This window comes from Enterobacter cloacae complex sp. 342H5, from assembly GCF_050030905.1.
Lineage (GTDB): Bacteria > Pseudomonadota > Gammaproteobacteria > Enterobacterales > Enterobacteriaceae > Enterobacter > Enterobacter intestinihominis.
On the sequence record NZ_JBLGVB010000001.1, the window covers coordinates 3,882,873 to 3,909,866 of the forward strand.

The following is a 26,994-nucleotide window of genomic DNA, read 5'->3' on the forward strand; positions in this document are numbered from 1 at the left end:
CCTTACGCGCGACGACTACGGAGCACAGTTTCCAGCGTATCCACGCTTTCACCGATGATTTCAACAGAAGAACTTAAGGCGCCAGCCGCTTTTGTCAGTTGTGTATCCATCTCCTGGAGCGAACGGTTCAGGCCGCTTTCTACCCCGGTGGTGAAGGACTCAAAGCTGGTGCCCATCACCTCAGCGACGTTGTGGAGAAACTCCTGGGCTTCACGGTTGTATTGCTGCAGACGTTCGGAATACGACTTCAGATCTTCCACAAACCGGCTGCGGGATGTTTGCTCGTCATGGCTGCTATTGATGAGGGTTTCCAGTGCGCTAATGGCATTCGCCACCACCTCGCGAGTATTGCGGTAATCGGCGATCAATGCGCCCAGCTCAGCGCTGGCACTGGAAAGGGTTCTGCCTGCCTGCTGGGTACCATTCAGAACTTCTGCCGTCAGATGATTAGCTTCGGCGACACGATTACCCGCGGTTTCAAAGCGATCGGCTGCTACCCGCATTTTATCGGCTCCGGTCTGAATTTCTTCCAGGTGACGCGTCGTGTTTTGCGCCATCCGTTGCAGTAAATCACCTGATGCGGATTGCTGTTCACGCAGCATTTGCATCAGCTCCTGAACCTGACTCTCAAGCTGGCCGATGATTCGCTGAGCTTCCTGTTGCAGAGCATTCTGAGCCGATTGCTGCTGCTGGCTAAGGGATTTCTGACCTTCCTCCAGTTGCCCAAACAGCGTTCCCAATTGACTACCCAACTGATCGATGCCGCTGGTCATTTTCTCACGCAGGGCATCCTGACCAGAGTGCATAGTGTGTTGCAGAGCAGCCATAAAATCTTGCTGTTGCTCGGTAGCCGCCTGTTCACGAGCTTCGCTACGGGCTAAGAGCTGTTGAGTCTCTTCGTGCAGAGCGCGCTGTCCCTCTTCCTGAGTCTGGCTCATCTGTTTTTGTCCGGACTCAAGTTGACTGAATACACCGGCCAGGTTTTGCGTCAGATCTTCAACACCTTTGCTCATATTGCTCATCAACAGATTTTGCGCCTGGTTTTGCTGCTGATTGAGCTGCTGCTGGCCATTTTCCAGTTGTGCGAACAAGGTTGCCATATGGCTGCCAAGTGTATCCACAGAGGCAGCCATTTTCTCCATGGTTTCATTTTGTCCCTGCTGAACACTGGACTGAATGGCTTCAATAAAGGCGCGCATCTGTTCCGCCATCGCTTTTTCACGCGCTTCACTGTCGGCAAAGATTTTTTCCAGCTGTTGAGCCATGCGTTCGCCAGCACCTTCACCTTCCGCGCCAATTCGGGCTACAGACTCCTGTAGGCTTCGCAGCATCTCGTTCATCCCCGCCTGCATTCCTTCCTGACCGCTTTTCATTTCAGTCAGTAGCTGAGAGATCAGTTGGGCGCTGCCCTGACGTGAATCATCCCCAGCCTGACGCATATCCTGCAGCAGGGTAGAGAAACCGCTTTGCATGCTCTGGATCGCCTCTACGGAACGGCCCATCATCTCCTGCATTGTGGTGAACTGCTGACCAAACGTGTTATCCATTTTGTTCATAAAAGCAGTAAGGACGTTCTCAAGCATCGACTGCACACGATGGCTCTGATCGCCGGAGGCGGTTTGCACCACGCCCGCAATTTTGTCCAACGGGCTTTTCAGACTGGTTTCAATAGCGCCGCTAACCTGCTCCGCAATCTGCTGGCCAGATTCCCGATAAGTGGAAGACAGCGTCTCTGCCAGTTTCTGGTTTTCTCGAACCTGGCTATCCACCAGGTTCTGCAGCATCTCTCTTAAATCGCTGACCAGACCATCTTTCAGTTGTTTGGCATGGGTGGTGTTTTCTTTGGTGCTGGAGAGGAGCTGAGAAAGGTAATCTTCACCGACGCCACCTTCAAAAAGTTGGTCGATGCTGGCGGTCAGCAACTCAAGATTTTTATAGCATCTCGCCAGACGCCATTTTTCAAACATGGTGACCAGGATGGAAAAAGCGATGGCAAAGGCGGAGCCTAAAAATGCGTAAAGAACATCACGCAAAAGGTTAGCTACGCTGGCGCTCACTTGTTCTGGTGTGCTGGGGTCAAAGTGGTGCAAGCCGATCATCAGGCCTGAGAAGGTCCCGATTATCCCAATCCCAGTCAGGATTCCGGGCAAATGCTTAAACGCTTCCGTGTAGAGTGGAATCTCTACCAGCAAGGGTTCAGAGAACCAGGCTGAAGCCGGAGCGGTAGACCGAATACTGTGGATCCGTTTCTGACCGCTGTCTTCGTCTAACTCAAACTGCCGATGCAGCGACTCTTTAAATTCACTCCAGGGATGCGCAAAAAACTTTCCGGAAAATAAAGCATCCAGCTTTTCGAGTTGCTGAGCCGGTTTATCTTTTGCAATGAGTTGAATTTCTTTCGCTTTATTTTTAAAGCGGGCTGAAATCACAAAAGAAGGAATGGCATAGCGGGCAATGAAGCACACCAACAGAACCGCGACAACAAGAGCGACATATTTCGGCACATTTTCTGGATTAACAGAGGTTAACGTGTCGAGGAACGAGGTCAGCGAAAACATCTACACACCTTGAGTGAAGAAAAAGACATTTGCAGGGGGAAAATCACCAGCAACGAAAAACCGCCCGCTCATTATAGGAAAAACCTTAACTTTAGCTTCTATAAAACGTTATCTGAGTCACAAAAACATTGATCGCCCGCATGAGTAATAAATTTAAATTCCTTGATATAAATAATTCATCAGGTTTATGATTGGCAATACAATGACAATGTAATTTAAATTTATTCGGATTGCAGGATGACGCGAAGCTACAAAGATATCGCCCAATTTACGGCAGGCTCGCACATCAGCCGTATCCAGCAAAGTGCAGATGGGCCCGCATTTCGTTTCTATGCGACCGAACAGTTTCTGGTCGATGACTGGCAGTCAGCTATTGTGTCAGCAGAGAAAGAGCAGTGGGTTAAAACGCATCAGGATGTTGTGATTACGCAGAAAGGAGATGTTGTCATCAGCCTGATCCATGGCAAGGCTGTTCGTGTGAGTGCCGAAAATGCCGGACGTATTTTAGGTAACAACTACGTCAAAGTGGATGTTGATGACAGCCAAATTGATGCCGCGTGGTTTCTCTGGCATTTCAATGAAAGCCTAGAGGGACGACGTCAGCGGCTTCAGGCCACCCAGGGGTCTACCGTCGTACAGCGTATCGCGGTGAATGAACTGAAGAATTTCACCGTTACCCTCCCACCACTCGCACAGCAAAACGCGATGGGGGGACTCTATCTGGCGGCGCGAGAAAAACGCTTTTATCAGCAGCGGATTGCCGCCCTGAGTGAACAGCAGATCCTGGGCCTGCTCAGTGGTATGATTTGACTTATTACGTCACCCCTTTGTGACGAAGAAAAACAACAGGAAGAACTATGTCTCCCCAGATTGAAGCGCAAAATTTAAGTGAACTGCAAGGCCGCCTGTGGAATATCGCGGATACCCTGCGCGGTAAGATGAATGCCGATGAATTCCGCGACTACTGCTTAGGCTTTATCTTCTATAAATATCTTTCTGAAAAATTCGTTGCTTACGCGAACAAAATCCTGGCGGAAGATGGCATTCAGTACAATGAACTGACTGCGGAACATCCGGCGTATCAGGATATCGTTGATGCGGTAAAAGAGGACAGTATCCAGACCTTAGGTTATTTCCTGCCACCAACGGATTTGTTCCACACCATGGCTGAACGTGTGGCTAAAGACCCCAAAGGCACAGGTGCTGGATTTATTCTGGAGGACCTCGCCACAACCCTACGCAACATTGAACAGAGCACGCTGGGTACCGACTCCGCGGATGACTTTAGCAACCTGTTTGAAGATCTCGATTTAGGCTCCAGCAAGCTCGGCAACACGGCGAAAGCGAAAAACGAATTGATCGGCAAAGTCGTCACTGAACTCGACAAACTGAGCTTTAACCTGAGCGAAGCGAGTTCCGACATTCTGGGGGATGCCTACGAGTACCTGATCGGCCAGTTCGCCTCAGGCGCAGGTAAGAAAGCCGGTGAGTTCTATACTCCGCAGCCGGTTTCCACCCTGCTGTCGAAAATCGTCACTACCCACAAGCTGAAGCTGAAAAACGTCTATGACCCGACCTGTGGCTCTGGCTCTTTGTTACTGCGCGTGAAACGTGAAGCCTCGTCGGTGGGTAAAATCTACGGCCAGGAGATGAACCGTACCACCTACAACCTGGCGCGTATGAACATGATCCTGCACGGGGTTCACTATGCAGATTTTGAAATCATCCAGGAAGATACGCTGGAGCACCCGCAGCATACGCATCTGAAATTTGACGCCATCGTTGCTAACCCACCGTTTTCCGCCAAGTGGAGCGCCAGCCCGCTGTTTATGAACGATGACCGTTTTACCCAGTACGGCAAACTGGCCCCGTCCAGCAAAGCGGATATGGCGTTTGTACAGCATATGCTCCATCATCTGGAAGATGACGGCACCATAGCCGTAGTTCTGCCTCATGGCGTGCTGTTCCGTGGTGCAGCCGAAGGCCATATCCGTCAGTTTATGATTGAGAAGCTGAACTGCATTGATGCGGTGATCGGCCTGCCTGCCAACATCTTCTACGGTACCAGCATTCCGACCTGCGTATTGGTACTGCGCAAGTGTCGTAAGCACAACGAAAGCATTCTCTTTATCGATGCCAGCAATGACTTTGAAAAGGTGAAAACTCAGAACCGCCTGTTGCCGGAACATATCGATAATATAGCCAATACCTACAACGACTGGAAAGCGGTCGAGAAATACAGCCATATCGCGACGCTGGAAGAAATCCGTAACAACGATTACAACCTCAATATTCCTCGCTATGTCGATACTTTTGAAGCGGAAGAAGAGATTGACCTCAACGCCGTGGCGCGGGAAATCCGCGATCTGGAAGGGAAAGTGGCAGAGATTGATAAGACCATTGCCGGATTCTGTAAGGAGTTAGGGGTTGACGCGCCGTTTACTCTGGTGGAGGGGGATAAGTGATGGTGCCAAAATTACGGTTTAAGGAATTTGATGATTGCTGGGCCCAATGCAACATCCAAGATTTGGTAAATGATTCCGTAATTGATAAACCAATGGATGGCAATCATGGTGAGCTCCACCCTGTATCGGTTGATTATGTGGATAATGGCATCCCTTTCATTATGGCGTCCGACATTATTGATGGGAAAATAGATTTCATCGGTTGTAAAAAAATAAGTCTAGAACAAGCTAATAGCTTGAGAAAAGGGTTCTCCCTAACTGGAGATATACTTCTAACACACAAAGCAACTATAGGGAACGTTGCTATAGTCCCAGAATTAACATCTCCTTTCATCATGCTTACACCTCAAGTAACGTACTATCGCGTAAAAAACAATAAAAAACTGTTAAACCGCTATATAAAGTTTTTCTTTGAGACACCTACATTTATAAAAGAGCTAACTAATCTATGCTCAGGTGCAACAAGACCTTACATTGGTATTTCTGAACAAAGAAAATTACCTTTTAGGTATTCTTCGATTGAAGAACAAACCAAAATAGCCGATTTTTTGTCCTCTGCTGATGAAAAAATCACGTCACTGAACAAGCAGTACGACCTGCTGTCTCAGTATAAAAAAGGCATGATGCAGAAGATTTTTAGTCAGGAAGTGCGGTTTAAGGATGAGAATGGGGAGGAGTTTCCTGAGTGGAATTCTTGCCAATTAAAAGACGTGGCAACTCGTGTAACAAGAAAAAATAAAGAAAACAACCAAACAATTCTAACTATATCTGGTCGAGATGGATTGGTTGATCAAATGTCTTACTTTAATAAACAAATAGCTTCAAAAAATGTAGCTGGTTATTATTTAATCAATAATGGTGAGTTTGCGTATAATAAGAGCTATTCACAAGGTTACCCAATGGGTGCGATAAAAATGTTGACTAACTATGATAGAGGTGTGGTGTCAACTTTATATATTTGTTTCAAATTAAATGCTAATCAATCTAACAGCTTCTACCAGCATTACTTCGAGAGTGGTCTTCAAAATAGATCTATAGAAAAAGTTGCCCAAGAAGGGGCTAGAAATCATGGCTTGTTAAATATTGGGGTAAATGATTTTTTTGATATAGAACTGCAAATACCGAGTCTAAAAGAACAAATAAAAATTGCGGATTACCTCTCTGCTCTCGACGATAAAATCGCCGTAAAAAAAGCGGAACTAGATAAATTAAAAACCTGGAAGCAAGGCCTACTCCAACAAATGTTTGTATAAAAAATCATCCGGCCCGACCGACTCCGGGCTAACACAATAACGAAAGGCACTACACACTGATGGCAACGCAAAGCGAATACGAGTTAGAAACGCAGCTGGTGGAACAGCTGGTGGGCATGCACTACGAACGTGTGAATGTCACCGACGAAACCAGTATGAAAGCCAATCTGCGCAAGCAGATTGAAATCCATAACCGACTGGAATCTGCGCCACTCACGGACGGCGAATTTAACCGTATTTTCTTACACCTGACCAAAGGCAATGAAGTCATCGATCGCGCTAAAATCCTGCGCGATCGCTACCAGTTATTGCGCGATGATGGCACCGAGAAGTGGCTCAGCTTTATCAATAAAGAGGAGTGGTGCCAGAACGAATTTCAGGTGACGAGCCAGGTGAAGCAGTTCAACGCCGAGCAAAACACACGTAAAACTCGTTTCGACGTCACGCTGCTGATCAACGGCCTGCCGCTGGTACAGATCGAGCTTAAGCGTCGCGGTCTTGGGCTAAAAGAGGCCTTCAACCAGATCGATCGTTACCATCGGGATGCCTTCTGGGTAGGCAGCGGCCTGTTCCAGTATGTGCAGATCTTTATTATCAGCAACGGGGTGGACACCAAATACTACGCCAACAACCGAGCCAACCACTTCGAGCAGACCTTCTTCTGGACCGATGAACAGAATAACCCGCTCAAAGCGCTGGAGAAATTCACCGACGCATTCCTGAAGGTCTGCCACATCGCCAAAATGATCACCCACTACACGGTGCTGAACGAAACCCGTAAGTGCCTGATGGTGATGCGCCCCTATCAGTTTTACGCCTGTGAGACGATGATCCACCACGTGAAGGACAATCTCCACAAGCAGGGGCGGCCGGAGAATGGCTATATCTGGCATACCACCGGCTCCGGTAAAACGCTGACCTCGTTTAAAGCCTGCCAGGTGATCATGGAAATGCCGGAAGTGGATCGGGTCATTTTTGTAGTCGATCGCCGGGATCTGGATTATCAGACGGCGAAAGAGTTCAACGGCTTTGCGAAAGACAGCGTGGATACCACCAACAACACCAGTACGCTGATAAAACATCTCAAGCAAAGCAGCACCAAACTGACCCTGACCACCATTCAGAAGCTGAACAACGCCATCACCCATGAAGGTTACAAAGCGCAGCTCGCTCACCTGCGCAAAGAGCGCATCGTCTTTATCTTCGATGAGTGCCACCGCAGCCAGTTCGGTGATACGCATAAAGCGATTGTGAATTTCTTCGAGAACGCACAGCTGTTTGGTTTTACCGGGACACCAATCTTTGCCGATAACGTCAATATCACCAATGGTGTCAAACAGACCACCGAACTGTTGTTTGATAAATGCCTGCATAAATACGTTATTGTCGACGCCATCCGGGATGAAAACGTTCTGCGCTTTGCCGTGGAGTATGTCGGCACTTACAAGCGCAAAGAGAGCAGCAATGAGATCGATATTGATGTGGAAGATATCGACACTAAAGAGGTGATGGAAAGCGACATCCGGTTGGGCAAAGTGACCGACTACATCCTTGCCCACCATAACGCCAAGACACGCAATCGCGAGTTCACCGCGATGTTCTGCGTCGGGTCAGTCGATATGCTGATCGCCTACTACAAACTCTTTAAAGAGAAGCAGGCCGCACTACAGGCGGCGGATGCCAACTACAAGCCGTTAAAGATTGCCACTATCTTCACTTATGCCGCCAACGAAGCGGACAAAAGTGATAAAGAGGCGGTAAATGGCCTGCTGGATGAAGAAGATATCAGCCTGCCGCAGGGAGCGAAAGTTGACACCTCAAGTCGCGATCATCTAGATAGCTTTATCGAGGATTATAACGAGCTGTATGGCACCAGCTACTCGGCCAATGACTCAAAGAGCTTTTACAATTACTACAAAAATATCGCCCAGCGCACCAAAGAGAAAGGCATCGATATTCTGCTGGTGGTGAATATGTTCCTCACCGGTTTCGACAGCCCGGCACTGAACACGCTCTACGTCGATAAAAACCTGCGTTTCCACGGTCTGGTGCAAGCGTTTTCCCGTACCAACCGCATTCTCAACGAGAAGAAAAGCCACGGGAATATCGTCTGCTTCCGTAATCTGAAGAAAGCCACCGACGATGCTATTGCCTTGTTCTCGAATAAAGATGCCTCTTCTACGGTGCTGGTCAAACCCTTTGACGAGTACTTCGGGGATTACCAGGACGCTGTCGATCGCTTGTTAACGCTGACACCAACCGTGGAAAGCGTGGACGGTTTACCGGATGAAGAGGCACAGCTGGCATTTGTAACAGCATTTCGCGATGTGATGCGTTTGAAAAACATCCTCGAAAGCTTTGCCGATTTTGACGATGCGGCTAAACCGCTGTCGGACCAGACGCTGGCGGATTTCACCAGTAAGTACCTCGATATTCACGACAAGGTGAAAAAGCACTCCAGTAAAGAGAAAGTCTCGATTCTTGAAGACGTGGATTTTGAAGTCTCGCTGATTCATCGCGACGAAATTAACGTCGGCTACATTCTGCGTCTGCTAGCGGGTATTCAGGCGATGCCACCAAAAGAACAGCAGGAGCAGAAGAAAAAGATCATGGATATTGTCGACAGCGACGTGACGCTGCGCAGTAAACGTGAGCTTATCGATAACTTTATTGAAAAAAGCCTGCTGCATGCCGCGCATGACGAAGATATCACTCAGGTGTTTGAAGCCTATGTCGAACAGGAAAAAGGTAAGGCGCTAGCAGCCTTGTGTAGCGAAGAGCGACTCGATTCGATCAAACTGACCGGCTTACTGGATAACTACCTCTTTACCGACGTGATGCCGCGAGAGGATGAAGTGGCAGAAACGCTAACCTGGACGCCGAAGATTCTGGAACGCAAAAACGTACGGGCACGTGTCTACGACCGTGTGCGCGATGTAATAGAAACGTTTATTAATGGGATGCGTGGGTTTTAACCAATTCTGGTGATGAACATGGCAGGGGTATTTTCATGAGTGAGATAGACATTCAGGATGATGAGGCGCTGGTTCAACTGCTGTTGAACGCAGATAAAGATGATATAGATCTGCTGATCGATTACGTCACTAATACCGGTAAGTTTGGTTTTTCCATGTCAGACAGTGTGAAGGCCGTATTGCAGGAAGCCAAACGCCAGGATGAACCCGATGATGAAACCCTGCGCCTGCTTGTGCGGGAGTTACAGCATTTCGGCGGTAATACGTTCGTGAATCTCTTTCGTCGCAATGGTGTCAGCTACAACGAAATTGTCGATGACGTTACCAGCCATCTGAAGATGAAAGTCCCGGCCACTGCATCAGTAGAAGAAAAAGAAGCGCTGATTATTGACTGTGTATTTACCTCATCATGGAAAAAAATGTCGGATGATGAACGCCGCCAGATTTTACGTGATATGGAAATAAGCGCCTCTGCCAGTCTGGATATCCCCGTCTGGCAGAAAGCGGCACTAGTTGCCAATGGTCTTGCTCAAACGACTGCAGGCAAAGTGCTACCTTTAATTGCGGGGCTAGGCATAGGGCGTGTTTTGGGCGTATTAACCGGGCCGGTTGGTCTGGCTATTACTGGGCTTTATACCGCCTATGACATCTCAAACCCGGCGTTTCGAGTGACGCTGCCTTGCGTGGTACAAATTGCCTGGATCCGCTTAAAAAATTCCCGCCAGTTCCGACTTGCCGCCCAGTCATCACCCGCCACGATGCCTGCTCTCACCTATGAGCAACGCTGGGGGTTTGGGCATGAGATTCACCAACCAGTGCTTACGGTTTCGACAATTCTCCCTTCGGCACTAATTAGCACCGAAGCGCTTCAGGAACAGGATATTACAGGCATTTCACGCCTGAGCCCGCTGTTGCAAACATTACCCTCACTGGCTACCTCTGCACATATTGCCAGCCATCAATATATGGAAGTCCTCATTGATGGTTCTCTGGCGAGCGTAAAAGATGGCCCTGGTTTCCGAGGCTTCAGCCTGGGAGAAAAAGGGATTAAAGAACATGCCGTTCTGCTGAATCCTGACAAACTCAGTCAGCTTGTTAACGCCGGGATGTTGTTGAATGTTGCTTCTGCTGTGCTAGCGCAAAAGCACCTGGCTGATATCAGCAAGAAATTGACGGAAATTGTTGAGGCGGTGCATGAAGTTTCTGCGTTCCAGAATAACGCACGCAAGTCAGAGATCATTGGGGCCATACAGTATTTGCAGCAAATCACCCCCGTGGTTATTGAGGAGCAATGCTCGCCTTCAATACGCCAAAAACTGGAGGATATTGAAGTTCAGTTCTCTGCCCTGCAGGCACACTTGCTGACTGATATTTCAAATACTGGCGACAAAATTCAATCGCTGAAAGATCGTGGGCTCTTTGGTAGTACGGAAATTACGCAAAAAATCCAAAACCAGCAAAATGTCCTTGAGGAGCGCATCCACGAATGGGACCTTACCATGAAAGTGCGTGCTCAAGCGTTGCATCTTCTGACACATGCCGAACGGAACTCGAAACTCGTCAAGCAGCGCCATAAAACCATTGCAGATACCTATCAGCAGTTCGACGGCGTGATTGAAAATGTTGAGCGTCAGCTACAGCAGAGAATACAAAGCATCAGTGCTCTGGCGGAACAGAGTAATACGACAAATGCCAATAAAGTATTGCTGCGGAAATGGACCACAACGACTTTACTGCAGCAAAAGATGGCTATTGAAGAAGCCCATTTGTCGTTCGGGCAATTCCAACAGGGATTGCTGGTAGAGCAACCACCATCTACACGGTTACTGGTAGAAATACAGGATGGGAAACCGGTGAAGTGTTTTGAATTGCCGCTTACTTAAGTAGTGTGCCCTCTTAAGATTACGCGTCTAAAAGATTTCATTAGGTTGAGGCCCAGCTCTTATCCAATGAATAAATATTACACAAAATGTAAGTCTGTCTCTCTGAAGGCTGCTTCAACCTGCTACATGTAGCAGGTTGAAGCAGGGTATTGAATGCAATTTCAATTTTTACTAAAAGAATGAAACCAAAGGAAATGCGCTAATGACTCTTTGTCATAAATTCAACCGCTGTCATACAGTCAGATTGCGCCACCTCGTTCAACTGATAAATACGACCGTTGGGCAGGTACTGTAATCATGGGACAGGTAAACTTTCAGGTAAAAAAAGTCGGGGACCTGCTAAAACACCATCTTACTATTCCTTCCTACCAGCGCCCCTACAAATGGCAACCCAGACATGTTAATCAACTGATTGATGACGTGTTAAGCCACCGGGATAAAGAATGCTACCGGCTTGGAACGGTGGTATTGCACAAAGATGAATTAAAATTAGCTAATGCGATAGCGCTTAATATTGTTGACGGACAGCAGCGCCTTCTAACGCTCACACTACTTTGTACACTGCTCGATCAACGAGGTAAGTTTTCATCCCCCTTGCTGGAGCAGGAATTTGCTTCAAGGGCGAGCATCAATAACCTTGAGCACAATGCCAAAGTCATTGAAAGCCGCCTCATGGGGCTTAACGATGATGAACGTCAATCACTGCTTCATTTTGTGTGTAACCGATGTGAGCTCATTGAAGTGACGCTCGATGACTTAAGCGAAGCGTTTCAGTTTTTCGACTCGCAAAATGCCAGAGGCAGAGCCCTGGCACCTTATGATTTGCTAAAGGCATACCATTTACGCGAAATGATGGAGACAACCGGACAGGCAGAACGACTCCATCACGTCAGCCTTTGGGAACAAGGTGTCAGTCCGGATGATGGGTCCGCCAGCCTTCATCTCATTATGGGCGAGTTCTTATTCCGCCAGCGCCGTTGGCTGGATGGCGACTATGGTATTCAGTTCAGCCGCCACAATCTTGAGGTGTTCAAAGGCATCAACCTCTCCACATGTGATTACCACTACCTGCAGTCTCTGCTGGCCCTGGATTTTGCCGTTGAACATTACAATAACGACCCCGCAAGGAAGTGGGATAAGCAGCATCAGTCTTATCCGTTTCAAATTAATCAGATCATCATTAACGGAAAACGCTTTTTTGAGTACATCCAGCACTACAAGTCTTTGCATCACACTCTGTTTGATGGTGAGAAAGCGTTGCTTGGCGATTTCTTAAAAAAACATACTCGTTATTCCGGCAGTTCACGTAAGGGAGATATATATATCAAAAATCTCTTTATGTGCGCGGTGATGGCCTATTACGACAAGTTTGGTGATAACGAACTAGCTCAGGCGGCAACGATCTGTTTTTGCTGGAGTTACTACTTACGACTGCAATATCAAAAAATCGGCATGGACAGTATTGATAGCTATGCGCGTGAGGCCAGAGGACTGTTAAGAGTGATGGGTAAAGCCATCCACCCACAACAAGTTCTGCGCTTCGAGCCAAAGCGATGTGAAAATATCCGCTTTCTCAATGCCAGATCCGTACAGGATTCAATCGCTCAAATGCTGGGAGATGTCGATGACAACAAGTAACGATTTAGCATTGCTGACTATCGAAAAATTATTCAGCGAAAACAGTCATTATGTTATTCCCATTTACCAGCGTAACTACGCATGGGGAGCAGCGGAGATCGAGCAGCTCATTCAGGACATTGCCGATGGAGTTCAAAACCTCAAAAAGACCGGAGAACAAAAAGAGGCTAAATACTATCTGGGCAGCCTGGTAGTGTATATCCGAGATGGTGCTGATAGCCCTCATAAAGATGCAATCGTTTATGAAACGATTGATGGACAGCAAAGACATACAACGCTGTCGATTTTGCTCGCATACTTAAAAACCGTTGTTCATAGCAGCAAACAAGCTTTATCGCACCTTGACCTCAATCTTGACTTTGACAGCCGCCCCAAATCAGCACGAACACTGCAAAATCTGTTTCAACAGGCGCAGAGGAATGATCCGGAAGAACCCTCAATCCGGGCTGCGTTTAGCCTTATAGAGCACTACTTTGAGACCCATAACATAGACACCAGCGACTTCTGCCAGTATCTGCTCAAACACGTGACTATTTTGCGTGTCCCAGTGCCCAAAGATACCGACCTCAATCACTACTTTGAAATCATGAATAACCGGGGTGAGCAACTAGAAAAACATGAGGTATTGAAAGCACATTTGATGTCGGTTTACAGCGGCGACACGACTTCAAGAAATAGCTTTTCAACCATATGGGATGCCTGTGCAGACATGGGGCGCTATGTACAATTAGGCTTTAGCCCGGAGGCTCGCAAGGTTTTATTTGGCGAAAAATGGTCAGGTTTCCCAACCGATTTTGAGGCAATCAAATGCGTGACAGAAACCCATCATGGCACAGACGAAAAACCGACACTGCGGAACATTATCGAGACTCGACGCTTTCATTACACGGATAACGACAATGAAAAAGTCAAAGAGCAGCGCTTTGATTCTATTATCGATTTCTCCAACTTTCTGCTACATGTTCTGAAAGTGACTGTTGCCGATACCGTTTCTCTGGATGATAAAAAGCTGCTCCAGGCCTTTGAGATCATAAAAAATGACAGAGAAAAAATCACTCAGTTTGCATTTGATTTGTTGAAGTTTCGGGTCTTGTTTGACCGCTATATTATTAAACGCGATCAGGACGAGAAGTGGAGCTTGCTGACGCTTGAATACTATGCCAGAGACAGGAACTCGAGTTTTAGCTATAACAACTCTTTCGACCAGGATGGCTTGTCTGGAGTAAACAGAAAACTGACGATGATCTTGTCGATGTTCCATGTCTCACACCCCGCCTATGTTTACAAGCGATGGCTCAATCGCTCTCTGGTCATTCTGAATGGTCTTGCTTCGAACCAACTGGACATAAACGGAACGGCTTATCTGGAGGCGCTTGAGAAGCTCAGCAGTGAGTTTCTGGCTGAGATCTGTGGTGAAAAAGGGCAATTTAATGCTGAAGCTCTGCATCGGGGCACTGGTGTGCAGAACTATGTGTTTAATTTGCTCGATTATCGCTTGTGGCGTGATCTCACTGCGGGTCAGAGCTTCGACGGTAAAGGGGCTAATCATCCCGATATTAAGAAACACTTCGAGGATTTCCAGTTTTCACCGAGTCGAACATCGGTTGAGCACTACTTTCCCCAAACCGATCCATCTGGAGCAAATAAAATGGGGAATGATGTCCATCGTTTCGGGAATCTTTGCCTGATTTCACCAAGCAGCAACTCAAGACTCAGTAACTATTCTCCTGCGGATAAGAAAAAGTTCTATGCTGAAACAGAGCGATCTGAGAGCTTAAAACAAGCCATCATGATGAGCTATGAGGAATGGGGACCTGAGCGACAAGGTATCAAAAACATTGAAAGCCATGAAGAGGTGATGTTGGCTCTACTTAGCGAAGACTTAAGTATGTTGCTTTGACACGTTCCCCCCGATGAATCATCAATATAGCCGTGAGCCTGCGGGCATGATTTTTATCGTGAGATTCATGAATAGCTTTCTGCATCAAGCGTCGTTCGTCATGAGTTATTGGTGCTATGATCGGCATCGCTTAATCCGGTTGGTGATTTTGGTTGCTTTAGCAATTGGTCAGATCGCAAAATCCCGACTAAGTTCCCTTTAGGGGATCTACTATTCCGCGCAGCTATTTAGTTAACTGAAAGAGTGGGTGATGACTATGAACTTAGGCTTTTTTTTTGGTGCAGGAGCAGAAATTGGGTATGGTTTACCAAGTGGAGGCAAATTTGCCATTGATCTTTTTAGACAAGATCCAAGTCAGTATAAAACTGAGCTCCGCCAACAACTTGAATCGCCACGGATAATCTAGACACTTCTGAGCCGTTGATAATATAGGTTTTCATATTCAGCCGGTGGCATCTGCTCGCTCGAACCATGCCGACGCTTACTGTTATAAAACATTTCGATATAATCAAAAATATCGCTTCTGGCTTCGTCTCTCGTTCCGTAGATCCTTTTCTTAATCCGTTCGCGTTTCAGTAGCTGGAAAAAGCTTTCCGCAACCGCGTTGTCGTGGCAGTTACCGCGACGACTCATGCTGCCTTCCAGACCGTGTGATTTCAGGAACGACTGCCACTCATGGCTCGTGTACTGACTACCCTGATCAGAGTGAACCAGTACCTGCTTTTGAGGATTACGCCTCCACACCGCCATAAGTAATGCGTTCAGGACAATCTCTTTTGTCATGCGGGGTTGCATTGACCAGCCGATAACTTTTCGGGAGAACAGGTCAACCACCACGGCCAGATACAGCCAGCCTTCGTGGGTTCGGATGTAGGTTATGTCCGTCACCCAACGCTCATCCGGTGAGTCCGGATTGAACTGCCGCTGGAGCCTGTTGGGTGTCACGATACTGGCTTCGCCTTTACGTGCTCGTGGGCTACGGTACCCAACCTGAGCTTTTATTCCGGCACGCTTCATCAGCCGCCAGACCCGGTTCACTCCGCAGTGCTGTCCGGTATCACGCAGATCGAGATGGATCTTGCGATAACCATAGACGCAGCCAGACTCAAGCCAGAACTGTTTGATTTGCCCGGTCAGCATCTGATCTGTCTGGTGACGCTGCGAATGTGGCTGCTGAAGCCAGAAATAAAATCCACTCGGATGGACATCCAGAACCCGACAGAGCAAACGAACAGGCCAGCAACGGCTGTTGTCGCGGATAAAGGCGTACCTCAGTCGGACAGCTTTGCGAAGTACGCCGCGGCTTTTTTTAATATGTCCCGTTCGTCCGTAACCCGCTTCAACTCTTTCTGAAGACGGCGGATCTCGGCCTGAGCATCTGACTGTTCATTATGAGTGGAAGAATCCGGGCCGTACTTCTTTATCCAGGCGTAAAGACTGTGAGTGGTGATATCGAGACGTGTTGCAACACTGGAAACAGAATGACCACGATCAACAACCTGTTTGACTGCTTCAATTTTAAACTCTTCAGGATAACGCTTACCGCTCATGGGCACCTCTCTTTAAGTCATCTTAAATGACTCTGAGGTGTCTGTTAAACCCGTGGCGATTCAAGAAGTAGATCACGAAGATTTACGTTCATTATGCCTCCTTGCGGAGCCGCACCCTTTTTCCTTTAGCTAATCCGGGCGTTCACAATGGGTGCAATCAAAATTTGTGAACTTGGATTGCTAGGGTCGGCGTGGTTGTAAGGCTTTCATACCCGGCGGGGGCTAACCCGCTGAAAGGCCTAAGGCAAGAGCTATCTCGCCAATTTAGTGGCTCTCTTTCGAAAGCATCTAAGGGGCGAGAATGCCCATTGCCAACACTACACATCCAGCACTCGGTTCACGGGTGACATTGTGCCAAAAAATGCCACTATATCAACTGCTTTTTTGAAGCATGTACTATCATCATCAAGGACTTAAAGTTTACAAAAAGTGAATAAAATACTTGATAGGAAGTGACAAAAAGGTAGACTGTCCTTGTGAACTTGGATTGCTAGGGATAACGCAAAGTGAAACGCTAGCTACGTTTTACTTCGAAGGGCCGCTAACCCTTCCTGCGTATCGAATTACCTGTATATGCAGGCGTTGAAAGCCACCTTTTGGTGGCTTTTTTCGTTTCTGGCACCCAGCTCTTTGACCAGTGGAGTCTTGTTAGCCTCTTTTCTGACTCAACCACCAAATCTCATCACTATGTCCATCATCATAATTCAAGGCGCGATCTGTTCAGGCCATGAAGGCTTCCCGCCCCCCCCTGCCGTCGCAGGGGAGACGTTCTTTACAGTTAACGGTATACCTGCGCAGGTGAATGGCATGCCATTTGACAAGCACAGCGACAAAAACAGCTCCCCTGATGGCGTCGCTATATCTACTCACCCCTGGTACACCTCAACCTCATGGGAGTTGTGTGCATGGGCGATCCGGTCTCCTGCGGTTCTGTGGTTGCATCCGGCGATCCGCTTATCTTCATTCTCAGAGGCCTTCATGCTTGAACAACAGTACCAGATCGACGCTTTCAATGCGCAATGCGTACGCAAAGCTGGTGGGCTTACCCCGCCCGATTCTGCTACGCTGTACCGCTCAGCAGTAAAGCGTATAAATCAGCTCGTTTCTGAACTCAGCGCACTTTTACCCGAAACGATCACTTACCCGCCCAGCCTCGCTGGGGTCATTTCGACGCTCGAAGGTATTACTGAAGACCTCACTGATGCCGCAACCCTTTTTGAGGCAGTGATTGAGCTTATCGAAAGCAATGCAGATGTCGCCACGCCGCAAGCTGTACTCTCCCTCGTTAATAGCGTGTCAACTTCGGATCCGAAATTCGCATTCACCATTCTGAACCACATTTTGATAGCCGTGGGCACGGCGCACCCAGCAGATCCTGGGGCACCGGTCGTTATCCCAGAGGATTTACTGGATGACGTTCAGATGCCGTTGAAGCCTTTGCGGAAGATACCGGGCCATACAGCAAGCACATACGGAGCCCACCACACGTAGCCCGGCCTGTCGCTTCCCCTCACAAACCCTAAAAACTAAAGAAATCCCCCATCGCGCCGATCATCATCCGTGTGTATTATTTCCAGTAGCTTTTACAACAACTAACCTTAACTCAAATACTTAAGCGCCAGAGCGAAAGGCATCATGAGCACACCGATCAAACGGCTAGAAATCATTAAAAATGCCATTGAGCTGGAAGATGACGACATCATCCGGAGCCAGTTGAAACGTCTCAAAGAGGAAGCCTTTGACGATAATCTCCTGTCCATCGTCGCGGCGCTTGAGCAGAAAAATTACACCGCAGCCCTTCGCGCTATCACCGCCTGGCTGCAAAGCCAGCGCGCCGTTACCCCGTGGCGTGACCCGCAACTGGCGGCCAGCAAGCTGGAGCTGAAAGCTCTGGAAGAGCGCTTGCGCGATCTGATTGATCGCCGTAACGCCCGGGTACAGCAGCTTGATGAGTTCAACGATCTCTATTTCTCCCGCCTCGGGCCGTTGATGCAGCAGATCCTCGCCCTGCGTAAAACGCTGGCGGAGCTTAACCTGCGTCGTCAGCAGGCGGAGACGCGTCGTCGGGAAGAGGATTACCGCCGCTGCCAGGGCTATATGGCGCAGGCCGTAGAGGTTCTGACAACGCTCACCCGGCGCTGGCGAGATCTGCCTGCGGATTCCGTTCAGGCGGCAGAGGCGCGCAAGCATCTTCAGCAGCAAAGTAATCTGATTGCCAACCTACTGGCCGAAGCGATGGAGCTGGAGACCGGTTTAACGCGTGAAGAAGAGCCAGCACGTCAGGCGCGCGATGAGGCCAACGAAGAGTACAAAAAGTATCGAGAACAGCATCATGATGCCGAGGTGCGCCTGCGTAAAGGCAAGGATCTCTCTGAAGAGGATCGGAACGAGCTGAAGCGGCTCTGGCGTCAGGCGAGCAAGCTATGCCACCCGGATCTGGTTGCCGATGATTTAAAAGAGGAAGCCAACAGGATGATGGTGCAACTCAACCAGGCCAAACAGCGCGGCGACGTGAAGGCCATTCGCTCGCTGGTCGCCCGTCTGCAACAAGGGTTTGAGCCGATGATGGCGAGCGACAGGCTGAACGACCTGGAACGTATTCGCAAAAAAATGGCGCAGGTGCGTGAGCAAATCGACATCCTGGTGAACGAGCTGGCAGAGCTGGAGAAGGAAGAGTCCTGGCTGCTCGTCTCGTCGCTCAGCAATATGGAAGCCTACTTTGCCCAGCAGGAGAAAGCGCTGAGAGAGGTATGCGCCTCGCTCGAACATCAGGTGAGCGAAGCGCAGCTGGATCCCGCAGCCTGATTATTTGGCGTGCCAGTACGCACTGGCACGTACCAGCTGTGGGTCAATTGCGTCGGTTTCAAACTGACGGCTCAGGCGTTTCACCACCTTCCCCTCTCCGGTCAGCCAGATAAAGTAATCCTCTTCCGGCACGGCCAGCGCTGCAAGATGGTCGGCTACCGCCTGCTCGTTGTGGCCGATAACCCAGGTGATGTTGAACCCGCTCAGGTGCGCCAGATAGTCCTGGTACGCCGCATCGCCCACGGTGACGATGGCGTGGATCGCCGGGGGAACAGGCAGTTTTGCGATGCTTTCTAAACGGCGACGCAGCGCGGGCATACCCGACTCGTCGCACACGTACAACTGCCAGGCGTAATCTTCCGGCACCACCAGCGAACCACGCGGACCGCCGATGGTCAGCTTGTCGCCCACCTTCGCCTCTACCGCCCAGTTGCTGGCAATGCCGCCATCATGCACGAAAAAATCGAGCGCCAGCTCGTGTTTTTCGTCATCGTACAGCGGGGTGTAGTCACGCGCCTGCGGACGCACCCCATCGCCCCAGTCGATGCCTTCATCGGTCACCACAGGCGGCACGAAAGGGGTACCCGGTGCGGGGAAAAAGACTTTGGTATGGTCGTCAAAGCCGCGAGAGCTAAAGCCCTCCAGCGCCTCGCCGCATAGTACAATGCGCTGAAATCCTGCGCTGACTCGCTCAGTGCGCAGCACGTTCAGCTCACGAAAATGCAGGTCATTGCGGACACGTTGAGGGTAACGGGTAGATGCCATGTTGATGCCCTTCTCAGGTGAATACGATATATCGGAATGAATTTTTAATGATAATGATTGCTATTAACTCAGAAATCAAGATCTTTTAGATTGCATCTGAATATATCTTAGATATAGTTTAGATATATCAAATTGAGGAAGAAACATGCGACACGAACACGACGGCGGCGGACGCCGGCCACGATTTTTTGGCCATGGTGATTTGCGGCTGGTGATCCTGGATATCCTGACCCGCAACGCGAGCCATGGTTATGAGCTGATTAAAGAGATCGAGAACCTGACGCAGGGACATTACACGCCAAGCCCTGGCGTGATCTACCCGACGCTGGATTACTTGCAGGATCAGGCGCTGATCACCATTACCGAAGAAGAGAACGGCCGTAAGCGGATTGCGATTAACGCCGCCGGGCAGCAATGGCTGGATGACAATCGGGAACAGCTGGAGCAGATCCAGACGCGTATCAAGGCGCGCTCCGTCGGGTTCCAGCTGCGCAAAAACCCACAGATGAAGCGGGCGCTGGATAACTTCAAAGCGGTTCTGGATCTGAAGGTTAATCAGGGAGAACTCAGCGACGCGCAGTTAAAACAGATTATCGGCGTGATTGACCGCGCGGCACTGGAGATCTCCCAGCTGGATTAAGCCAGCACGCCGTCGCTCACGCGGAACACGCGGACCAGCTCTTTCAGATGCATCGCCTGTTCGTTAAGGGATGCCGCCGCCGCAACGGACTCCTCCACCAGCGCGGAGTTCTGCTGGGTGGTGGCGTCTATCAGGCCAATCGCGCTGTTGATCTGCGAGATACCTTCCGTCTGTTCATGGCTGGCCTGGCGAATTTCACGCAGGATGACGTCCATCTCTTCCACGTTGCCGACCATGCCGTTGATAAGCCCGCTGGCTTTCTCCACAAGGTTCATGCCGTCCTGCGTCTGGCTTGTGGAGCTTTCAATCAGCTGGCGGATCTCACTCGCAGATGTTGCACTTTTCTGCGCGAGCTGGCGTACCTCACCCGCCACCACCGCAAAGCCGCGACCATGCTCACCTGCGCGCGCCGCTTCGACCGCCGCGTTCAGCGCCAGAATGTTGGTCTGGAAGGCAATGGCGTCGATCAGGTCGATAATGTCGGACATCCGGTTCGATGTTTCGTTAATCAGGCGCATTTTGCTGGTGACCTGCTTCATCATCTCGCCGTTGTTTTTGACCACGGCAGCCGCATCGGCAGACAGGTTCGTCGCTTCTCCGGTGTGGGACGCGGTGTTCTTCACCGTGGCGGTAATCTGCTCCATCGACGCGGCCGTCTGTTCAACGGAACTGGCCTGCTCCTCCGTGCGGGCAGCCAGATCCTGGTTGCCCGCGACAATCTGTGCGGCGGCGCTGGAGATGTTTTCCGATCCGGTTTGCACCTGCTGCACAATCTCCAGCAGGCGCGTTTTCATCTCCATCAATGCGGTGAGGAGCAGTCCGGTTTCATCTTTACCGTGCGAGGTAATGCTGCCGGTGAGATCGCCATCGGCGATGGCCTCCGCAAAATTTACCGCGTCGTTCAGCGGGCGGGTAATGGATCGCACAATGAACCAGCCAGTCAGGCTGGCTGCCGCGACGCTGAAAAGCGTAATCAGGATCAGCAGCAGACGATTAGTGCGGAAATCGCCTTCCACCTGCTCGCCCGCACTCTGCATTTCATGATCCTGGATCGCAATCAGCGCCTGCACTTTCGCTTTATAAGACTGTTGCAGGTCCAGGGTGTTGGTCATCATCTCGTTTATCGCGCCCGCACGGTCGTTATTCTGCACGGCCTGCAAAATGCGGTATCGCGAGTCAAGATATTGCTGGCGTACGCCGTGGATGTCCGCCAGCACCTGTTGGGATTTTTTATCCTTGAGAGCGTTGTCCAGCTCGCTCAGGATTGCGGTGATGCGCTCGCTGATGGCCTTCAGGCGCTGCTCTGATTGCGTCGTGTACGTTCCCTGTTCGTCCAGCAGCATGAGCTGCTGCGTGCTGATAAATTCCTGGAAGTTGTCGATTAACTGGTTCGCTTTTACCGTAGTTGGATAGTCGCTGGTAAGAATGGTTTGCATTCCATTGTTTGCCCGATTCAGGCTCATCAGAGACAAGCTTGCGCTGACGACCATCAGGACAATAAATAATCCAAACGCCAGAAATAATTTCGTGCCGATCTTTACGTCATGTATGAACATATTTACCCCATCGATGTGATTATTTCTCAGACGATCGCTGTTATCGGTAGGAAACGCGCTAACTTTATGACTTTGATCGTTTTTTTATTTCCCACTTTCAATAAATCCGGGGCGTAGCAATTAAAAATCGGGTACTTTTTTTAGTTACTTAATATTTCATTAACAACATAACTTATTCTGAAAAACAAAAAAGCCGTTTACCCCGGAGGAATAAACGGCTTTATCGAAGCATGCATTTCTTAATGCAGCACGGTAACCGCATCTTCAAGACGTCCGGCCCGGTGCTTAACCATCGCGGAAATCTGCGCGCTCTCTTCGACCAGGTCAGCATTTTTCTGCGTAATGCTGTCCAGTTCTGCCACGGCACGGGTCAGCTCTGTCAGGCCTGTCGCCTGCTCGGAGGTGGAGTGGCTGATCTGCGCGATAAGCTGCGTGACGTTTTTCACCTGCTCGACAATATCATCCATGGTACGTCCCGCGGCGTGGACCTGATCGGCGCCCGACTGCACTTTGCTGGCGCTGGCGTCGATCAGCTTGCGAATATCGTTAGCCGCGTTCGCGCTGCGGCTGGCAAGATGACGCACTTCGCCCGCCACCACCGCAAAGCCTTTCCCCTGTTCGCCCGCGCGTGCCGCCTCAACCGCGGCGTTCAGCGCCAGAATATTGGTCTGGAAGGCGATGTCATTGATAAGCGAGGTAATAGAGCCAATGCGCTGGGTACTGTCGGCAATGTCATCCATGGTTTCCACCACGGTCTGCATCACGGTGCCGCCCTGCGTGGCCGCGCTGCTGGCAGCCATCGACAGCTTGTCGACTTCGGCTGCGGTCTCAGAGTTACTCTGCACCGACGCCGCCATCTGGTTCATTGTTGCCACGGTCTGCTGCACGTTAGCCACGGTCTGGCGCGTGCGGTCGTTGAGATCTTCATTACCCTGCGCCAGCCTGTCGCTGCCGTCGCGCACGCTCACCACCTGGCTGGAGACGTCGTTGATAAGCCAGCGGCACATCAGCCCCAGTTGTCCGACGGCCCGCAGCGTCAGCCCCAGTTCATCGCTGCGGTTAAGATGCTGCACGCTGTTACGCTCGCCGGTAGCGACCCTGAGCGCCTGCCTTGCGACGTTTTCCACCGGGCGGACAATCTGTTGCTCAAACACCAGGGTGCCAAGCAGCATCACCACGGCTGCCGCCACCAGCGAAGCCCAGCCTGCGGCACTGGCAACCAGCGTTGCAGCCATCACCGCAAAAAGTACCGCCATTACGCTACGCACGCGCCAGCGCAGCGGCATCGCCGGTAATTTGCCGAGCCAGCCTTTGCGCACCACCAGCCCTTTATGAATGCGTTTTTTGCTACGTCCTTCATTGAGCGCCTTATAAAGCGGCTCCACCGCGGCGATCTCGTCCTCGGTGGCGCGGGTACGAATGGACATATAGCCCGTCATCTGACCGTTACGCACCATTGGTACCGCATTGGCGCGTACCCAATAGTGATCGCCATTTTTACGTCGGTTTTTGACAATCCCGCTCCAGGGCTCGCCCTTTTGCAGCGTGTACCACATGTCGGCAAAAGCCGCTTTCGGCATATCCGGGTGGCGCACAATGTTGTGCGGCTGCCCGAGCAACTCCTGAAGCGTAAAGCCACTCACTTGCACGAAGGTGTCGTTAGTGTGGGTCATGTAGCTGTGGAGGTCGGTGGTCGACATAAGCGTGGTGTCATCGTCCAGCGGATATTCATTCTGGGTGACATAGTCAGGAGAGGACATAGTGAGCATCCCTTGCAGGTTATTTGAATGTTAATTTTGTGGCTTATGTTTTTTCGGCGATAAAAAATTTATCTTTAGTTGTTAAATATGATTGAGATCGCAAATCTCGGTTAAACCGCACTTTTCGTACGCTTTTCTAATTAATTGATTTAAAATACTTTCGACACGAAACTACCTACAAAGCATGATCCCCCGGCGCACACTTAAGGCGCATTTCCTGCCCTGGAGCAGTGCAATTGACGAAACCCCATCCCCGGCTCGTTATCCCTTATCCCGTGCGGCGCGCGATGGCATGATTAAATATTGTGCAACTTTGATTTCACCTGGCGTTTATCCCGATTTTTGTTAAGGCATCTGAGGTGGCGTAATCCCTGCAATACTTAACTCAGTATCATGTGATACGCGATCCCCGGGAGCATATTTTGAACAGGTTACCTTCCAGCGCCTCGGCTCTTGCCTGTACCGCGCACGCACTGAATCTCATTGAAAAGCGAACGCTTGATCATGAGGAGATGAAACAACTTAACCGTGAGGTCATTGATTACTTTAAAGAGCATGTGAATCCTGGTTTTCTGGAGTATCGCAAATCTGTTACCGCCGGCGGGGATTACGGAGCCGTAGAGTGGCAAGCGGGGAGTCTGAATACGCTTGTCGACACCCAGGGACAGGAGTTTATCGATTGCCTGGGTGGTTTTGGTATTTTCAACGTGGGGCACCGTAATCCAGTTGTGGTTTCCGCCGTACAGAATCAACTTGCGAAACAACCTCTCCATAGCCAGGAACTGCTCGATCCGCTTCGCGCCATGCTCGCGAAAACGCTGGCAGCCTTAACGCCCGGTAAGCTGAAATACAGCTTCTTCAGCAACAGCGGCACCGAATCGGTCGAAGCGGCGATTAAACTCGCCAAAGCGTACCAGTCGCCGCACGGGAAATTCACCTTTATCGCCACCAGCGGCGCGTTCCACGGGAAATCCCTGGGCGCACTGTCGGCGACCGCCAAATCCACCTTCCGCAAACCGTTTATGCCGCTGCTGCCGGGCTTCCGCCACGTACCGTTCGGCGACATCAACGCCATGCGCACCATGCTAAGTGAATGCCGTAAAACCGGCGACGACGTGGCGGCGGTGATCCTGGAGCCGATTCAGGGCGAAGGAGGCGTGATCCTCCCGCCGCAGGGCTATCTGCCCGCCGTGCGTCAGCTGTGCGATGAGTTTGGCGCGCTGCTGATCTTCGACGAAGTGCAGACCGGGATGGGGCGTACCGGCAGGATGTTCGCCTGCGAGCATGAGAACGTTCAGCCAGACATTTTATGCCTGGCGAAAGCGCTCGGCGGCGGCGTGATGCCGATTGGCGCAACGGTCGCCACTGAGGAGGTCTTCTCGGTGCTATTCGACAACCCGTTCTTACATACCACCACCTTTGGCGGTAACCCGCTGGCCTGTGCGGCAGCGCTGGCCACCATCAACGTGCTGCTGGAGCAAAACCTGCCTGCGCAGGCGGAGCAGAAAGGCGACATGCTGCTGGACGGCTTCCGTCAGCTGGGCCGGGAATACCCGGATTTGGTACAGGATGCACGCGGGAAAGGGATGCTGATGGCGATTGAGTTCGTTGATAACGAAACCGGTTATAGCTTCGCAAGCGAGATGTTCCGCCAGCGGGTACTGGTGGCGGGAACGCTTAACAACTCGAAAACCATCCGCATTGAGCCACCGTTGACGCTCACCATTGAGCAGTGTGAGCAGGTGCTGAAAGCGGCGCGTAAGGCGCTGGCGGCGCTGCGGGTGAGCGTGGAAGAGGCGTAAAAAACGCCGGGTGGCGCTACGCTTACCCGGCCTACAACATACTGCAGATGTCGGCCCGGTAAGCGTTAGCGCCACCGGGCTGCTTTTTATCGGTGAAACTCTGCCACCGTCATGGTGAAGCGAAGCACGGTATCGCTTTCATTGGCATAGCCGTGCGCCGCTTCCGTTTTCGCCACCGCCGACGCGCCAGCATTAACCTGTGCCACCGTCTCGTCCACCGTCAGGGTTAATACGCCTTCGTTCACGTGCAGCAGCTCAAACGTTCCCGCCGGATGTCCCGGAGAGGTGAACGTTTCTCCCGGATGCATCTCCCACAGCCACAGCTCAATCATGTCCGGGCCTGCGGTGCCTGCCAGCAATCTGGCGTAACCGCCCTGTGCGCCCTGCCACAGAACTGGGATCGCCTCTTCCTGAATAATGTGTACCTGCGGCTCGCTGGAGACATTAACGATATCTGCCACCGAAACGCCAAGCGCGGCGGCCAGTTTACACAGAATGGCAATGCTGGGGTTGGCAGCCCCTTTTTCGATCTCCACCAGCATGCCTTTGCTGACGCTGGCGCGGCGAGAAAGTTCGTCCAGCGACAGTTTTTTCTCTTTCCGCCAGCTGCGGATACGGTTCGCGACGGCCAGGCTTACCTGGGCAACATCGGCGCCCGCGTCGGTCATTATATTGACTTTATCAGTCATTGGTCACTACCATGTTATAAAACAGTCAATACAGGATTATTTATGTCTCTTGTAGCACCGTCAATAGATTCGCGACTTGTCGGGATCGCGCCCGGCTTTCGGGCGTTGAGCATTCAGGTTGAAGCCGCCCCGATCACCCAACCGGAGGTTGCTCCCGCCGCGCTGGCGCAGGTCTGCCAGCAGATGCTCAATGATGATGTGCCCTGGGCAGAAAATCATCTCGCCGCCTGGGATGAGGTGTTTAAAGCCTTTGGTGCAAAACCCAAACGTACGCCCTGCTCGGCCTCGGCTCTGCGTAAGCGCGTGATGAGAGACGGTTCGCTGCCGCCGCTCGACCCGGTGGTGGATATCTATAATGCCATCAGCATCCGCTACGCTATTCCGGTGGGGGGAGAAAATCTGGCGGCTTACGCGGGTGCGCCGCGCCTGACGCTGGCCGACGGCAGCGAGCCGTTTGATACCTTTAAAGAGGGTGAGCCGGTAGTCGAAAACCCGGAACCAGGCGAAGTTATCTGGCGTGACGATCTTGGCGTCACCTGCCGCCGCTGGAACTGGCGACAGGGGATACGCACGCGTCTGGACAGCCAAGCGCAGTCCATGTGGTTTATTCTCGAAAGCCTGCCGTCGATGCCGCTGGCGGCATTACAGGAAGCTGGCGATGAGCTGGTGAGCAATCTACAAAAGCTGATGCCGGGCGCGACGGCGCGTGTTCAGTTGCTGGAGCTGGCGTGAACAACGCCGGGTGGCGCTTCGCT

Annotated in this window: 18 protein-coding genes and 1 pseudogene; 12 read left to right on the forward strand and 7 right to left on the reverse strand. The window is 50.8% G+C overall.

Annotated elements, in window-relative coordinates; all coding sequences use genetic code 11:
* Positions 1-2: 2 nt before the first annotated feature.
* Positions 3-2,558 (reverse strand): type I Zorya anti-phage system protein ZorA1, encoded by a 2,556-nt coding sequence (zorA1, locus tag ACQG03_RS18545; RefSeq protein ID WP_063163847.1) that lies wholly within the window; start codon positions 2,556-2,558, stop codon positions 3-5.
* Between the two features lie 237 nt (positions 2,559-2,795).
* Here zorA1 and ACQG03_RS18550 point away from each other — a divergent pair, with 237 nt between their 5' ends.
* The 7 genes from ACQG03_RS18550 to ACQG03_RS18580 all read left to right on the forward strand — a co-directional run bounded on the left by ACQG03_RS18550 (position 2,796) and on the right by ACQG03_RS18580 (position 14,672).
* The gene (locus ACQG03_RS18550) at positions 2,796-3,368 is read left to right on the forward strand and encodes a restriction endonuclease subunit S (protein ID WP_063163846.1); all 573 of its coding nucleotides are present in this window, start codon (positions 2,796-2,798) and stop codon (positions 3,366-3,368) included.
* Between the two features lie 47 nt (positions 3,369-3,415).
* Positions 3,416-5,023 (forward strand): type I restriction-modification system subunit M, encoded by a 1,608-nt coding sequence (locus ACQG03_RS18555; protein WP_063163845.1) that lies wholly within the window; start codon positions 3,416-3,418, stop codon positions 5,021-5,023.
* A complete protein-coding gene (locus tag ACQG03_RS18560; RefSeq protein ID WP_063163844.1) occupies positions 5,023-6,276 on the forward strand; it encodes a restriction endonuclease subunit S in 1,254 nt (417 codons plus the stop codon). The genes ACQG03_RS18555 and ACQG03_RS18560 overlap by 1 nt, the downstream gene beginning before the upstream one ends.
* Before the next feature lie 59 nt (positions 6,277-6,335).
* Positions 6,336-9,251, forward strand: a complete 2,916-nt coding sequence (locus ACQG03_RS18565; protein WP_063163843.1) for a type I restriction endonuclease subunit R — start codon at positions 6,336-6,338, stop codon at positions 9,249-9,251.
* A 35-nt stretch (positions 9,252-9,286) separates the two neighbouring features.
* Positions 9,287-11,134, forward strand: a complete 1,848-nt coding sequence (locus tag ACQG03_RS18570) for a ubiquinol-cytochrome C chaperone family protein (RefSeq protein ID WP_063163842.1) — start codon at positions 9,287-9,289, stop codon at positions 11,132-11,134.
* Between the two features lie 297 nt (positions 11,135-11,431).
* Positions 11,432-12,772 carry a DUF262 domain-containing protein gene (locus tag ACQG03_RS18575; protein WP_063163841.1) on the forward strand — a complete coding sequence of 447 codons (1,341 nt, stop codon included), beginning with the start codon at positions 11,432-11,434 and terminating at the stop codon, positions 12,770-12,772.
* Positions 12,759-14,672, forward strand: a complete 1,914-nt coding sequence (locus ACQG03_RS18580) for a GmrSD restriction endonuclease domain-containing protein (RefSeq protein ID WP_063163840.1) — start codon at positions 12,759-12,761, stop codon at positions 14,670-14,672. The genes ACQG03_RS18575 and ACQG03_RS18580 overlap by 14 nt, the downstream gene beginning before the upstream one ends.
* Here the strand turns inward: ACQG03_RS18580 and ACQG03_RS18585 are convergent.
* Positions 14,671-14,799, reverse strand: a pseudogene (locus ACQG03_RS18585) (IS630 family transposase); the annotation flags it as partial. The gene ACQG03_RS18580 and the pseudogene ACQG03_RS18585 overlap by 2 nt on opposite strands.
* Positions 14,800-15,074: 275 nt before the next feature.
* Positions 15,075-16,222 (reverse strand): IS3 family transposase gene (locus ACQG03_RS18590; RefSeq protein WP_426726143.1). Its coding sequence is split into 2 segments (ribosomal slippage): positions 15,075-15,985 and positions 15,985-16,222, totalling 1,149 coding nucleotides; the frame shifts between segments, so codons are not numbered across the junction.
* 573 nt (positions 16,223-16,795) lie between these two features.
* On the opposite strand from ACQG03_RS18590, the gene ACQG03_RS18595 reads away from it, so the two are divergent.
* Complete coding sequence (locus ACQG03_RS18595; protein ID WP_063163519.1) at positions 16,796-17,713, forward strand: hypothetical protein; 918 nt, start codon at positions 16,796-16,798, stop codon at positions 17,711-17,713.
* A 144-nt stretch (positions 17,714-17,857) separates the two neighbouring features.
* Complete coding sequence (locus ACQG03_RS18600) at positions 17,858-19,027, forward strand: DNA repair protein (RefSeq protein ID WP_038416757.1); 1,170 nt, start codon at positions 17,858-17,860, stop codon at positions 19,025-19,027.
* Here the strand turns inward: ACQG03_RS18600 and ACQG03_RS18605 are convergent, their stop codons facing one another.
* Entirely contained in the window at positions 19,028-19,792 is a 765-nt protein-coding gene (locus ACQG03_RS18605) for a siderophore-interacting protein (protein ID WP_063163518.1), read from the reverse strand. It lies immediately after the preceding gene.
* Positions 19,793-19,937: 145 nt separating this feature from the next.
* Here ACQG03_RS18605 and ACQG03_RS18610 point away from each other — a divergent pair, with 145 nt between their 5' ends.
* Entirely contained in the window at positions 19,938-20,432 is a 495-nt protein-coding gene (locus tag ACQG03_RS18610) for a PadR family transcriptional regulator (RefSeq protein ID WP_017382401.1), read from the forward strand.
* On the opposite strand, the gene ACQG03_RS18615 is transcribed toward ACQG03_RS18610, so the two are convergent.
* Complete coding sequence (locus ACQG03_RS18615) at positions 20,429-21,988, reverse strand: methyl-accepting chemotaxis protein (RefSeq protein ID WP_032626345.1); 1,560 nt, start codon at positions 21,986-21,988, stop codon at positions 20,429-20,431. The genes ACQG03_RS18610 and ACQG03_RS18615 overlap by 4 nt on opposite strands.
* Positions 21,989-22,227: 239 nt before the next feature.
* Entirely contained in the window at positions 22,228-23,748 is a 1,521-nt protein-coding gene (locus ACQG03_RS18620) for a methyl-accepting chemotaxis protein (RefSeq protein ID WP_063163517.1), read from the reverse strand.
* A 422-nt stretch (positions 23,749-24,170) separates the two neighbouring features.
* On the opposite strand from ACQG03_RS18620, the gene ygjG reads away from it, so the two are divergent.
* Positions 24,171-25,550 (forward strand): putrescine aminotransferase, encoded by a 1,380-nt coding sequence (gene ygjG / locus ACQG03_RS18625; protein WP_063163516.1) that lies wholly within the window; start codon positions 24,171-24,173, stop codon positions 25,548-25,550.
* 86 nt (positions 25,551-25,636) lie between these two features.
* Here the strand turns inward: ygjG and ACQG03_RS18630 are convergent, their stop codons facing one another.
* On the reverse strand, positions 25,637-26,239 hold the full coding sequence (locus ACQG03_RS18630; RefSeq protein WP_063163515.1) for a helix-turn-helix domain-containing protein: 603 nt from the start codon (positions 26,237-26,239) through the stop codon (positions 25,637-25,639).
* A 42-nt stretch (positions 26,240-26,281) separates the two neighbouring features.
* On the opposite strand from ACQG03_RS18630, the gene ACQG03_RS18635 reads away from it, so the two are divergent.
* Positions 26,282-26,971 (forward strand): B3/B4 domain-containing protein, encoded by a 690-nt coding sequence (locus ACQG03_RS18635; RefSeq protein WP_023298680.1) that lies wholly within the window; start codon positions 26,282-26,284, stop codon positions 26,969-26,971.
* The last annotated feature ends 23 nt before the right edge of the window (positions 26,972-26,994 follow it).